General features: G+C 63.6%; 13 protein-coding genes. 5 read left to right on the top strand and 8 right to left on the bottom strand.

Annotated elements, in window-relative coordinates; all coding sequences use genetic code 11:
- Positions 1-102 precede the first annotated feature (102 nt).
- Together pcaQ and ACNFBT_RS25005 are read right to left on the bottom strand one after the other, a co-directional pair.
- Positions 103-1,032, bottom strand: coding sequence for a pca operon transcription factor PcaQ (pcaQ, locus tag ACNFBT_RS25010; RefSeq protein WP_416753401.1), 930 nt, complete (start codon positions 1,030-1,032; stop codon positions 103-105).
- On the bottom strand, positions 1,029-1,919 hold the full coding sequence (locus ACNFBT_RS25005) for a helix-turn-helix domain-containing protein (protein WP_416753400.1): 891 nt from the start codon (positions 1,917-1,919) through the stop codon (positions 1,029-1,031). The genes pcaQ and ACNFBT_RS25005 overlap by 4 nt, the downstream gene beginning before the upstream one ends.
- 106 nt (positions 1,920-2,025) lie before the next feature.
- On the opposite strand from ACNFBT_RS25005, the gene pobA reads away from it, so the two are divergent.
- From pobA to ACNFBT_RS24985, 4 genes are all read left to right on the top strand, one after another.
- The gene (gene pobA / locus ACNFBT_RS25000) at positions 2,026-3,210 is read left to right on the top strand and encodes a 4-hydroxybenzoate 3-monooxygenase (protein WP_416753399.1); all 1,185 of its coding nucleotides are present in this window, start codon (positions 2,026-2,028) and stop codon (positions 3,208-3,210) included.
- 553 nt (positions 3,211-3,763) lie between these two features.
- A complete protein-coding gene (locus ACNFBT_RS24995; protein ID WP_416753398.1) occupies positions 3,764-4,000 on the top strand; it encodes a hypothetical protein in 237 nt (78 codons plus the stop codon).
- A gap of 128 nt (positions 4,001-4,128) precedes the next feature.
- Positions 4,129-6,036, top strand: a complete 1,908-nt coding sequence (locus tag ACNFBT_RS24990; protein WP_416753397.1) for a di-heme-cytochrome C peroxidase — start codon at positions 4,129-4,131, stop codon at positions 6,034-6,036.
- A gap of 313 nt (positions 6,037-6,349) precedes the next feature.
- Positions 6,350-7,504, top strand: a complete 1,155-nt coding sequence (locus ACNFBT_RS24985; RefSeq protein WP_416753396.1) for a catalase family protein — start codon at positions 6,350-6,352, stop codon at positions 7,502-7,504.
- A 113-nt stretch (positions 7,505-7,617) separates the two neighbouring features.
- On the opposite strand, the gene ACNFBT_RS24980 is transcribed toward ACNFBT_RS24985, so the two are convergent.
- The 3 genes from ACNFBT_RS24980 to ACNFBT_RS24970 are packed head-to-tail and all read right to left on the bottom strand — an operon-like array spanning position 7,618 to position 9,181.
- Positions 7,618-7,905 (bottom strand): hypothetical protein, encoded by a 288-nt coding sequence (locus tag ACNFBT_RS24980; protein ID WP_416753395.1) that lies wholly within the window; start codon positions 7,903-7,905, stop codon positions 7,618-7,620.
- A complete protein-coding gene (locus tag ACNFBT_RS24975) occupies positions 7,902-8,615 on the bottom strand; it encodes a peptidoglycan recognition family protein (RefSeq protein ID WP_416753394.1) in 714 nt (237 codons plus the stop codon). Before ACNFBT_RS24975 ends, ACNFBT_RS24980 begins: the two co-directional genes overlap by 4 nt.
- Positions 8,612-9,181, bottom strand: coding sequence for a PAAR domain-containing protein (locus ACNFBT_RS24970; protein ID WP_416753393.1), 570 nt, complete (start codon positions 9,179-9,181; stop codon positions 8,612-8,614). The genes ACNFBT_RS24975 and ACNFBT_RS24970 overlap by 4 nt, the downstream gene beginning before the upstream one ends.
- 382 nt (positions 9,182-9,563) lie before the next feature.
- Between ACNFBT_RS24970 and ACNFBT_RS24965 the strand changes: the two genes are divergently transcribed.
- Positions 9,564-10,070, top strand: a complete 507-nt coding sequence (locus ACNFBT_RS24965) for a Bro-N domain-containing protein (protein WP_416753392.1) — start codon at positions 9,564-9,566, stop codon at positions 10,068-10,070.
- A 204-nt stretch (positions 10,071-10,274) separates the two neighbouring features.
- Here the strand turns inward: ACNFBT_RS24965 and ppk2 are convergent, their stop codons facing one another.
- From ppk2 to ACNFBT_RS24950, 3 genes are all read right to left on the bottom strand, one after another.
- Complete coding sequence (gene ppk2, locus ACNFBT_RS24960) at positions 10,275-11,192, bottom strand: polyphosphate kinase 2 (protein ID WP_416753391.1); 918 nt, start codon at positions 11,190-11,192, stop codon at positions 10,275-10,277.
- A 226-nt stretch (positions 11,193-11,418) separates the two neighbouring features.
- On the bottom strand, positions 11,419-11,871 hold the full coding sequence (locus ACNFBT_RS24955) for a PaaI family thioesterase (protein WP_416753390.1): 453 nt from the start codon (positions 11,869-11,871) through the stop codon (positions 11,419-11,421).
- Positions 11,872-12,003: 132 nt separating this feature from the next.
- On the bottom strand, positions 12,004-12,393 hold the full coding sequence (locus ACNFBT_RS24950) for a hypothetical protein (protein ID WP_416753389.1): 390 nt from the start codon (positions 12,391-12,393) through the stop codon (positions 12,004-12,006).
- Positions 12,394-12,739 lie beyond the last annotated feature (346 nt).

Raw genomic sequence — 12,739 nt, 5'->3', positions numbered from 1 at the left:
TTGGATTTATAGGAGCCTGTTGCATCAGGCAGTGCGGCGGAGTGTCCCCTGCCCGCCCGACACGGAAAATTGAAAAGATGCCCAGCATCCATAACCCGACGGTTATGGATAAGCCCCCTCGCGGTAGGCCTCGCCCACCTCGCGCAGCACCTCCAGGCACCAGTGCGCGCCGAGGGACAACGGCAGCGTCGAGTTGCTGCACACCCCCACCGAGCCGCCCGGCTCCTGCACGTCCAGCGGCAGCTCGACCATCTCGCCGCTGCGCAGGTCCAGCCGCACCGAGTCCAGCGGGGCGATCCACAGCGCATCGCTGCTCAGCACATAACGGCGGCTGAGCACGGTGGAGAGGGTTTCCAACCGCCGCCGCGGCTGACCCAGCCCGCTCTGCACCAGAAGGCTGTCGGCGGATTTACGGATAGTGGTGCCGGCCAGCGGCAGCACCAGCGGCCAGTCGTCCAGCGCCGAGGGCGGCAACGGACGGCCCAGCAGCGGATGCCCGGCGCGGGCCACCAGGGTCATGGATTCGCTGTACAGGTGCTCGAAGGCCAGGCCCTGGATCTGCGGGCTTTCGGTCATGCGCCCGACCACCAGGTCCAGCTCGCCGACCCGCAGCTGCGACAGCAGGTGTGCGCTCGGCCCGCCGACCACACTGACCACCAGCGCCGGATGGCGCTCGTGCAGGCGCCGCACCACTTCCGGCATCAGCAGGCTCTCGACGGTGGAGAGCACGCCCAGGCGCACCGTGCTGGAGGCGTACTCACCACCACGCAGGCTGTTCACCCCATCGCGCAGAGCCTGCACGCAGGGGCCGGCGTAGCGCAGGAAGGCCACCCCCGCCTCGGTCAGGCTGGCGCCGCTCTTGCCGCGCTCGAAGAGGCTGGCGTCCAGCAGATCCTCCAGCTCCTTGAGCGTCTTCGAGATCGCCGGCTGGCTCACCGCCAGGGCGTCCGCCGCGCGGGCCAGGCTGCCCTGCCGGGCCACTTCGAGGAAACACACCAGGTGACGGAACTTGATACGCGAATCGATATTCATGGCAGCTCACGCGGCTGGCGGAACGCACGGGGCGAAACCCCGGCGTAGCGCTTGAAGAATCGGGAGAAGTACGCGGGCTCGGAAAAACCCAGGCTGTCCGACACCTGCTGCACGGTCATGGCCGTGTAGACCAGATGCCGCTTGGCCTCCAGCAGCAGACGCTGGTGGATCATCTGCAACGCCGACTGCCCGGCCAGGCGCCGGCACAGGGCGTTCAGGTGCGCGGCGCTGATGCCCAGCTTCGCCGCGTAATGCTCGATCGGCCGGTGTTCGCGGAAGTCCTGCTCCAGCAGGCGGGCGAAGGCCTGCACATGCTCGATGCCGCGATCCTGCTGGCTGGCCTCGGCATGGGACTGCTCCAGCGCCCGGCGGCTGAGCCAGACCAGCAGCATGTTGAGCAGCGATTGCAGCATCAGGTCGCGGCCCGGCGCCTGCTCCGCGTACTCGCGGTCGATGGACTCGAACAGCGCATCCAGGTGGCGCTTGCCCTCGCCCACGGCGAAGCATGCCGGCTGCTCGAGCACCGTGCTTTCCAGCAGGCGACCGAGCTGTTCGGCCAGCGGCAGGCCCATGCTCAGCACCCAGCCCTGCACGTCCTCGGCGAAGCGGAAACCGTGCACCGCCAGTGCCGGCGTGACCTGCAGCGACGCCTCGCGAACCGGCATCACCCGCCCCTCCACCTCCAATTCGGCCTCGCCGGACTGCACATAGAGCAGCTGCACCAGGTCAGCGTGGCGGTGCGGGCGGATTTCCCAGTCGTGCAGGCGGCTGCGCGAGGCGATGGATTCGCAGTGGATCAGGTCCGGCGTCGGCCACGCGGAGGTCTCGCCATACAGGCGGAACACCGGGACAGGATTGCCGCGTGCTTGTTCGATCACCGAACACATCCATGAAAAATCCAAGAAGACTGTTGGAAATTACCTTCAAAGCCCAATCCGATCCACAAAAAATGCAGGTAACAAAAACAACAGGCCACTCGAAAGGACCTCCCCCATGAAAACCCAGGTCGCCATCATCGGCGCCGGCCCGTCCGGCCTCCTGCTCGGCCGGCTGCTGCACAAGGCCGGCATCGACACCGTCATCCTCGAACGCCAGACCCCCGACTACGTACTCGGCCGCATCCGCGCCGGGGTGCTCGAACAGACCACCGCCGACCTGCTGCGCGAAGCCGGCGCGGGCGAGCGGATGGACGCCGAAGGGCTGCTGCACGACGGCTTCGAGTTGGTGCTCAATGGCCGCCGCGAACGCATCGACCTCAAGGGCCTCACCGGCGGCAAGCAGGTCATGGTCTACGGCCAGACCGAAGTCACCCGCGACCTGATGCAGGTCCGCGCCGCCAGCGGTGCGCTGAGCGTGTACGAAGCGGCCGACGTGGAGCTGCACGACGTCACCAGCGCTGCGCCCTACGTCACCTTCACCCACCAGGGCGAGCAGGTGCGCCTGGACTGCGACTACATCGCCGGCTGCGACGGCTTCCACGGCGTTGCGCGGCGCACCATTCCGGCCGAGCGCCTGAGCCTCTTCGAGCGCGTCTACCCCTTCGGCTGGCTCGGCCTGCTCAGCGACACCCCGCCGGTCAACCACGAACTCATCTACGCCAGCAGCGAGCGCGGCTTCAGCCTGTGCAGCCAGCGCAGCGCCACCCGAAGCCGCTACTACCTGCAGGTGGGGCTGGAGGAGAAGGTGGAAGACTGGTCCGACGAGCGCTTCTGGGACGAGCTCAAGCGCCGCATCCCCGAAGACGCCGCGCGCCAGCTGATCACCGGCCCCTCGCTGGAAAAGAGCATCGCCCCGCTGCGCAGCTTCGTGGTGGAGCCGCTGCAATACGGCCGCCTGTTCCTCGTCGGCGACGCCGGCCACATCGTCCCGCCCACCGGCGCCAAAGGCCTGAACCTGGCCGCCAGCGACGTCAACACGCTGTACCGCATCCTGGTGAAGGTCTACGGCGAAGGCCGCACCGACCTGCTGGAGCGGTACTCGCCCATCGCCCTGCGGCGCATCTGGAAGGCCGAGCGCTTCTCCTGGTGGATGACTTCGATGCTGCACCACTTCCCCGAGAACGACGCCTTCACCCGGCGCATGCTGGAGACCGAGCTGGACTACTTCGTCGGCTCCGAAGCCGGGCGCACGACCATTGCGGAGAACTACGTGGGGTTGCCGTTCGAGGATGTGATCTGAGCCCCTTCCGGGTCAGGAGCTCTTGCTCCCGTAGGAGCGACTGTCTACTTCTCGACAGTCTGTGCGTGCGTTTCCCCCTCACCCCAGCCCTCTCCCTCAGGGAGAGGGGGCAGATCCTGCCGGCTGATGCCATGGTTTCATCCTGCACCGAACAGTCCCCTCTCCCCTTGGGAGAGGGTTAGGGTGAGGGCAGGCCTCGCACAGGACTCCGTCCGCGATCGCTCGCACCCACGGGAGCCCCCTGTACCCCGCCGCGAAATCCCCTACCAACTATCCTTACCCTCCAACCACACCGCTCGCCGCGTCACCGCCGGAGGGCAGCATCGATCAGGACGAAGAAAACTTCCTCAGCCACCTGCTCGCCGAAAGCGGCGACGGCGACCTGCGCGCCTTCGCCACCCTCTACCGCTGGGTCGCACCGCGCCTCTACCCACTGGCGCTACGCCTGCGGCCACGACAGGACGAGGCGGATGCCCTGTTCGTCGACACCTTCCTGCACATCTGGACCGACGCCGACGGTTACCACCCCACGCGCAGCGCCGCGCTGGACTGGATGATCGCCCTGCTCTACCAGCGTGCCGACCTACCGCCGCCCGCCCCCAGCGATGAACCCTGGCCGGAGCTGCCGCCGCCGGACGAACTCTGGCCCGCCATCCGCACCCACCTACCCGACGATGAAGACGACAGCCGCAGCCTGCAAAAGCCGCTGATCATCGCCTGCGTGATCGGCGTGCTGATCGGTGTACTGCTCAGCCTCAGCCTGCTGCTCGACCTGCGCCCCGGTCATTAGCGCCTGGGCGATAGCCATGCCGACCGCCTAGAAAAACCCCGAATCCCGCGTGCCATCACCTTGCCAATCCGCCGCGCACTTGGCATAAACGTCCGAATCCATTTCGCACAGATAACAAGGAAGTTTCGATGCGCATTTTTGGCCGCGTCCTACTTGCAGTCCTGCTTCTGCTTCTTCTGATCGGCGCCGTCATCGCCTGGTACACCGCGCATCCCAACCTGCCGCAGTACACCCCGCCGGAGAAGATAATCCACCTCGACCAGTGGACCAAGGCGGATCGCGAGACCTACTACTACACGCCCCAGGGCACCCAGGTGAAAGGCCTGCGCTACGACTGGTTCACCCACCTCGAGCAGCCCTTCTCCAGGGACAAGTTCGCCAGCCCCGAGAACCTCGCGCGCTTCGGCTTCCTCATCGAGCCCGAGCAGATCGGCCGCGACGCCGACGACACCCAGGCCGCCAACCCGGCCAACCCCGGCAACCTGCCCGTAGGTTTCGCCCGCCACCAGGACGGCGAGACCGGCGCCTGGTACCTGGACATCACCTGCTCCGCCTGCCACACCGGCGAGCTGCGCTACAAAGGCACCGCCGTGCGCATCGACGGCGGCGCGGCCATGCACTCCATCGCCTCCACCGTACCCACCCTGCGCGGCGGCGCCTTCGGCCAGGCGCTGGGCGCGAGTCTCGCGGCCACCTACTACGTGCCGTGGAAGTTCGACCGCTTCGCCAAGGGCGTGCTGGGCGACCGCTATCCCAAGGGCAAGGCCGCGCTCAAGCGCGACGTGCGCAACGTGCTCGGCACCCTGGTCTCCACCGCCTGGAACGACACCCACCGCGGCCTCTACCCCACCCTTGAAGGCCCCGGCCGCGCCGACGCCTTCGGACGCATCGCCAACAGCGTGTTCGGCGACAACATCGACGCCTCTAACTACCGCGTCGCCAACGCCCCGGTGAACTACCCGCAGGTGTGGGACATCTGGAAATTCGACTGGGTACAGTGGAACGGCTCGGCCATGCAGCCCATGGCCCGCAACATCGGCGAAGCCCTCGGCGTGGGCGCCACCCTGCGTCTGTTCGAAGCCGACGGCAAACCGGTACAGGGCGACGAGCGCTACACCTCCAGCGTGCGCCTGCGCGACCTCCATACCCTCGAAGAAACCCTCAAGCACCTCAAGCCGCCGACCTGGCCGAAGGACGTCTTCGGCGAGATCGACCTGGCCAAGGCCTCCCAGGGCCGCGCCCTGTTCCAGGCCAACTGCGTCTACTGCCACGGCCCCCACGTGAAGGAACCCGGCGCCAAGGACTACATCGCCCCGGCGCGCGTGCCCGAGTGGCGCATGAAGATGGTCCCCACCAAAGAGATCGGCACCGACCCGACCACCGTCGACAACATCGCCGACCACACCTTCGACATCCGCCCGCTGAAGCTCAAGACCGAGGAACTGCAGGGCATGAACGTCCACCTCTACCCGTACAGCGAGCAACCGCTGGACCTGTCGAAGATCTCCGCCGCCAAGGGCCTGGCCTACGTCACCGCCTTCGTCGAGCAGCGCGCCTACCGCGATGCCCATATCGGCGCCGAGCAGCAACAGGACATGAACGGCTACGGCCTGCCCATTGGCGTGCAGGAACTGCGCGCCTACAAGGCCCGCCCGCTGGATGGCATCTGGGCCACCCCGCCCTTCCTGCACAACGGCTCGGTGCCCAACCTGTTCCAGCTGCTCTCCCCGGTAGCCGAGCGCGAAAGCCAGTTCTGGGTCGGCAGCTTCGAGTACGACCCCAAGTACGCCGGCTACCGCACCGAGCGCTTCCCCGGCGGCTTCCTCTACAAGACCAGCATCACCGGCAACGGAAACGGCGGCCACGAATTCCGCGACGGCTGCCGCAAGGACGGCGCCATCGGCCGCGCCCTCAGCCCGGAAGAACGCTGGGCGCTGGTGGAATACCTGAAGGTACTGGGCAACCCCGAGTACGAAGCCAAGCTCGACCCGAACGTCACCACCCAACCGTGGACACCCGGACCGAAGTGCGAATAACGGGCTAGCGCAGAACTGCCTTTCGTAGGACCGAGGGGGACGCCCAGTTCTTGCTCGCGAACAGATTCCCCGACAGCTCCGACGTCAAGCAGGTTCGCGAGCAAGCTCGCTCCTACATGAAAGAGCAGGCCCCGCTCCGAACCACCACCGAAACACCGATCCGCCCCCTCTCCCCCTGGGAGAGGGCTGGGGTGAGGGCAAGCCCCCGCTCCGATCCATCCAGGCAGTCCCCTCTCCCCAGATAGAGAGGGTCAAGGAGAGGGAAGCTCCCGGAGTCCCCTCCATAAAAAGGAACACGAAAGGACCCCGTGCCATGCAATCCCTGCTCACCCGCCTCTGGCTCTCCCTCGGCAAACTACTCGGCCGCCTGCTGCTCGCCCTCGCCGCCATCGGCCTGCTCGGCTGGGGCATCGGCAGCCTCTACTACGCCTGGAAATTCTCCGGCCCCGTCTCCGCCCAGGAAGAAATCCCGCCGGGCGAAGCCCAGCTCACCCAGGCCATCATCGAAGACGCCCTGCGCATCGTCGAACAGCACCGCGACAACACCCGCGTCCTGCGCGACGCCCACGCCAAGGCCCACGGCTGCGTGAAGGCCCAGGTCACAGTCGCCAGCGACATAGCCCCCGGCCTGCGCCAGGGCGTATTCGCCGAACCCGGCCACAAGTGGGACGCCATGGTCCGCTTCTCCAACGGCAACCCCTACCCCCAGTTCGACAGTACCCGCGACGCCCGCGGCATGGCCATCAAACTGCTCGACGTCCCCGGCGCCAAGCTCATGCCCGGCAAGGGCCACGACACCGAGCAGGACTTCGTCATGTTCAACCACCCGGTGTTCTTCGTCCGTGACGTCGCCGAATACCGGCAGAACTTCGCCGCCCAGGCCAGCGGCCAGAAGATCGGCGCCTTCTTCCCCAGCTGGAAGCCCAGCACCTGGGAACTCCGCCACCTGGTCATCGCCCTGCAAACCCTCGCCCCCGCGCCGGACAGCCCGCTGCAGGCCGGCTACAACGGCATCGCCCCCACCAAACTGGGCGAGGCGAACAACATCAAATACCGCGTCATCCCTATGACCGAAGGCTGCCCGGCCTACCAGCTACCCAAGCTCAACGAAAAGCAGCCCAACTTCCTGCGCACCGCGATGTACCAGCAACTCTCGGTCGACCGCGTGCCCGCCTGCTTCGCCCTGCAAGTGCAAAAGCAGGACCCGAGCCAATACATGCCCATCGAAGACACCAGCGTCGAATGGAGCGAAAAGGACGCCCCCTTCCAGACCGTCGCCACCGTCAGCATCCCCGCCCAGGACTTCGACAGCCGCGAGCAGAACCTCGCGTGCGACAACATCTCGTACAACCCGTGGCATGCATTGCCGGAGCATCGGCCGATTGGCGGCATCAACCGTTTGAGGAAGGCGGTTTATGAGGCGGTGAGTGTTTATCGGCATCAGCGCAACGGAGTCGGTGGAGAGTAAGGCTGCACGGAGATGTACCAGGTGCAGTAAAGCCGCTGGGGCGGCAGAGCAGCATGAGAAATGAGGCAACAAGCCCGCTGGCGTGCGGGCTTGTTGAACCTGAACCATTTACCTCAGCGCTCTTTACACGCATCCAAATCGGCCTGCGTTTTCAGATCAGTTTCGATACCTAGACGATACTTGCAGTAATCACGTACCGCAGCCCGCTCCAGTGGACTCAGCTGATAAAGAGGCTTGTCGTCCGCATCGCTGGCAAAGAGATTTACGAACTCAACTTGCAGCGAAGGATATTTCTTTATGAAGAAGACCCTCTTGTTATCCTCGGCCCAGCGAGTCTTATAGAAGCCCACATACAGATGGGCCACGCACAGCATCAGAAGAAAAACGATAAGTCTTTTCATGATGTTGGCGGAGGAAGCAAATCCATATTCTTGCGAATATTTCTCACAAGCTCCATTCCAACATTCCCCGGACAAATCTTTCCCTCGGACAACTGATTAGGGTACTCCCGGTGACCGCCAAAGTGCTTGATGACGAACACGCTCTTCAACGCAGAAATCAGGGTTAGTACCGAATCAATTTGCGCCTCCGGAATGGAGTTTGTTGTGCTCACACCAAAAAACTCCAACCCCTGGCGCCCCAAAGCAACGGCATCCCCACCCTCATTGGCTGTACTGAGGTTATTCAACAACACAATACCGATGACTCCTGTGTTGTACTGCCTCACATGCGAACCCTTCAGACGGATGTCCCGTCCTTCATAAATCACCCCATCGCAACTGATGCCAAAGTGGTAGGAAAAGTCCTCGAACTTATCAATCTGCTCTTTTTGGGTCTCTCGCATTTGCTCTGCCCCAGCGCCGCACGAGTAGCTCCGCCCAGCATGATGAAGAGCAATCATCGAGTAATCCCAGTCAGATGCCGTAGCATTGCCTTTTACCGCGCCCCATTCGGACCGTTCGACAAACTGACCACCAAGTTGACGCACTTTCCTTATAAGTGCCTCGCGAGTCGCCGCGCGGTCATTCACTGTAATAGGGACAACAGTAGCTGACTGACCTGCATTAACTTCCTGCGCTCTTACTTTCGTCGTGAAGGCTTCATCGTTCATTTGATCGCCTCCGAGAACTCCATCAGTTCGCGAGCAGGGGCATGGAATATAACGTGAAGCTCAATCACTGCGCCCTCCACGGGTGCTTCGACGGTAGCTATACCCTTGGCGTCTGTCAGTCCTATCTTGCGATATCCATCAATTAGAGCGATGTATTTTCGGTTGGCCAATGGCTGACCGGTGTTGCTATCGGTGATGGCAAAGGATTTCGCAAACACGCGAGCGGCACTTATTGAACGAGAGGAGACCACTGCACTTTCTGGATTTTTTGCTGTTGTGGCGGAACCTCGCTCAGACTGATATGTTGCACTTGGCAACGAGTGAATTAGGCGTGCCTTGCAGGGACAAGTACTGACGCTGTCCAAAGTGCCAGCCACGCTTCCACCAATCATGAAGTGCTGAAAGCCTCCAGCAATCACGTAGTGCTGCCCGTCCTTGCCGCACGTTACTGTATCTCCCGCACGCGCCACAGGAACACCGTGCATGGAGAAACTAGGATGCCCTTCCAGGACTACCCCACCGCAGGTCGTCCTGTCACCTCGACGTATGTAATGCCCGATAGCCATATCCTTTCCTTGTTTGCAGGAATCGAGCGGTGACCGTAGCGAAGAGGGCTGCTGGAAAAATGTAGGACTGCTCCGAAATCATGTGAAGAAGCGTGTCCAAATCAGTTCCCAAATGCGCACGAAGGAACTCACGCTTCGCAGGGCGCACCTTAATACGTCCATGGCAAACTCTTGACCGCCTCAACTCAAACTCCCTACCCTCCACCTGCTCCGTGAAACCGACGGGGCCGGGATTAGCAGCCCGAACACCAGAGACAATCGCCGATCTGTATCGGCGGCCCAACCATTTGGGCCGTCCACCGGAACGCGGCGTGTTGGTTCGTGTGGCTGCTGATCCAACATCGTCCGCTGGTGGTCTGCTCGTAGTAGAGATGTGACTGAAATGGACGATTCAACCCTCCCTACCCCACTCCCCTTCATCCGCAATCGCCGCCAACTGCGCGCCCTGCTGATCGACGATCAGGTCTGGTTCCTCCTCTCCGATTTCTGCCGCGTGACCGGCTACACGCACGAAGACCGCATGGCCATGCGCATGGCCGATGACCAGATTCGCCAGGAGCGGCTGCTGACCGAAGACGGCCTCGAACTCGACTACGTGCTGGTGAGCGAATCCGGCGTGTACCAGGCGCTGGTGCTGTTCAACGTGCCGGACTACGGCTCGCTGCGGCGCTGGATCAGCGGCACGGTGGTGCCGCAGGTGCGCAGCCAGTTCGCCGCCAATGGCCCGCGCCATGTGCAACTGCAATTCGAGAAGCAGTGCCTGGGCGTGCTGGAGTGGCAGGACAAGTACTGGCTGAGCGTCGGCGACCTGCCCCGCGTGCTTGGCGGCCATTCGCCCATCGCCGGGCGCAGCGGCTGGCGCAACTGGGCAAGGCGGTTGCGGACGTAGGGCGTATAACGTTCGACGTTATACGCCGTTTAACCGGGGTCCTAATGCACTCCGGACCGAGCCCTGGAGCCGCAATAGGTTGAGGTGTATCGGCGTACAACCGCGAACGGTTGTACGCCCTACGAATCGGTGTGATTAGCCGGTGAGGCCGTGCGATGCAGGTTCGCGAGCAAGCTCGCTCCTACGAGGAGCCAGAGCGCGCGGTCAGTAGAACTCCGGCACCAGCAGCTGTTCCGGCGTGGGGTTGCGGCGGTAGCCGGTGTTGCGCTGGCGTTCGGGGAGCTGGACGCTGGGCTGGCGGACTTCTTCGTAGGGGATCTGGCTCAGCAGGTGGTGGATGCAGTTGAGCCGGGCCTTTTTCTTGTCGTCGGCGTGCACCACCCACCAGGGTGCTTCGGCGATGTGGGTGCGCTCGATCATGATTTCCTTGGCCTTGGTGTAGGCCTCCCAGCGCCGTCTCGATTCCAGGTCCATGGGGCTGAGCTTCCACTGCTTGAGCGGGTCGTGGATGCGGCTGAGGAAGCGGTCGTGCTGTTCTTCGTCGGAGATGGAGAACCAGTATTTGATGACCTGGATGCCGGAGCGCACCAGCATGCGCTCGAACTCGGGCACGCTGCGGAAGAATTCCTCGTACTGGTCATCGGAGCAGAAGCCCATCACCCGCTCGACGCCGGCGCGGTTGTACCAGCTGCGGTCGAACAGGACGATTTCCCCCGCCGCCGGCAGGTGCGAGACGTAGCGCTGGAAGTACCACTGGGTGCGCTCGCGGTCGTTCGGCGCAGGCAGCGCGGCGACGCGGCACACGCGCGGATTCAGGCGCTGGGTGATGCGCTTGATCACCCCGCCCTTGCCCGCCGCGTCGCGGCCTTCGAAGAGGATCACGACTTTGTGGCCGGTCTTCACCACCCAGCTTTGCAGCTTCACCAGTTCGGCCTGGAGGTGGAACAGGGTGTGGAAGTAGCGCTGGCGCGCCAGGCGCTCTTCGTGGGTTTGCAGGCTGTCGGGATGCAGGCCTTCGAGGTCGTAGAGTTCGTCGAACAGTTCGAGTTCGAGCTCTTCGTCTCGGTCGTCGAGGAGGTCGCGTCGGACGCGCCGGGGGAAGTTCTTGTCATCGAGCAGCATGAGAGTTGCCTTGTGCCGTCACTGGCTCATTCATCCGTGGGTGACATTTTCATGACAGAAAAATGTAGTTACGTTGTATGACGAATTCGTGACAACAAGGCAAGGAAATATCCTTCAGAGCCCGAATTAGAGCCTTCTCAGGTCTGACAGCTGAGGGTCAGCAAGTCCTTATGACGCTGGATGGCGGATGACTGCGCTGGCATCCGCCATCCAGCGCCGGGGCCAATCAGGCGTCAGCCAGCGGACGCGGCGCGTTGACGTACTTGAAGGTGCCGGACGCGGAAGCCACTGCAACGCCCGCGCTGTTGCGCAGCTCAGCCTCGCAGAAGGCGATGGAGCGCGTGTGGTGCCGCACGCTGCCGTGGGCTTCGAGCACCTCGCCCACTTCGCCGCCGGGGCGCAGGAAGTTGGTCTTCATTTCGATGGTCACCACGCCGCGACTGGCTTCGTCCGCCGCACTGGCGTTAACCGCCATGGCTACGTCGAGCAGGGTCATGATCAGTCCGCCGTGGGCGTTGGCCCAGCCGTTGAGGTGGTGGGGCTCGACGCGCAGGACGATGCAGCCCGGGCCCTTGCCGTCCGCCGCCGGGGCGTGGCGGAACTGCAGGAGGTCGAGCAGGGGGATGGAGAGGCCACGGTGGGCGGTGTAGAGCTTGAGTTGGTCGACGTCGAGGGGCATGGGCGGTTCCTGGCGCTACGGGCTGGGCCAGGCGATGTTCCCCGCTCCCGCCGACGGATCGCAAGCCTGACGGCGCTCCATAGGCTTCGGGAATGCAGGGCGATGCAATGCGAGGGGACGGCGGGCAGGTATTCAGCGGGCCTTGCGGGTGCCGCGCTTCTCGCTCTGGCGGTTGACGGCCTGGACGAAGAGCTCCTCGACCAGCAGGGACTGGATGGGCGCATGGGTTTCCAGCGAGATGCTCATGGATTCGAGCTTCTGGTTGACGCCCAGGCGGGCGATTCCGCACAGCAGGATGCGCTGGCCGCCGACAATCTTGCTCTTGTCGAGCCGCACTTCGCGGGTCCGTTCACCGTCCTGGTAAGTGACCTTTAGGATGATCGGCGTTTCGGCACGCACGCTGAGGTTGAGCCAAGTGGCGACATTGAATTCGACCACCCAGCCCAGGCCGGTTTTCTTGGCTACAGCTTCGCGGATCAGGTGCGCCGGTACAGGCCCGATGGGGGTGTTGTGGGTATCCATGAGCGCGTCAGACTACCGGGGTAAAACAGGATTAAGCAGAAGACTCGATTCTATGTGATGCGATTCCGCTTTTCAGGTGGTTTTTTGTATGAGACGGGTTACTGGGTAAGCGCCAGGATACAAATCAAAAAAGCTCTAGGTCGCGGCTTTCGGACGATCACGCGGGAAATCCAGGCGAGCCGGCACACCCCTGTCGGACGTGCTATCCGATGAAGGGTCTGGTCGCGCCACGGGATGCGGAAGCCGAGGCTGAAGTCGATACCCTCGCTGCCAGTAATCCGGCGCTGGCGTGCTGTCGCGGGTGCCGGTCTGGACGTCCGTGGTGAGGCTCCGGATGCCATCGCGA

It is taken from the genome of Pseudomonas sp. NY15181 (assembly GCF_048068055.1).
In the GTDB taxonomy this organism is placed as follows: domain Bacteria; phylum Pseudomonadota; class Gammaproteobacteria; order Pseudomonadales; family Pseudomonadaceae; genus Pseudomonas.
This window is presented reverse-complemented; position numbering and strand designations above follow the sequence as displayed.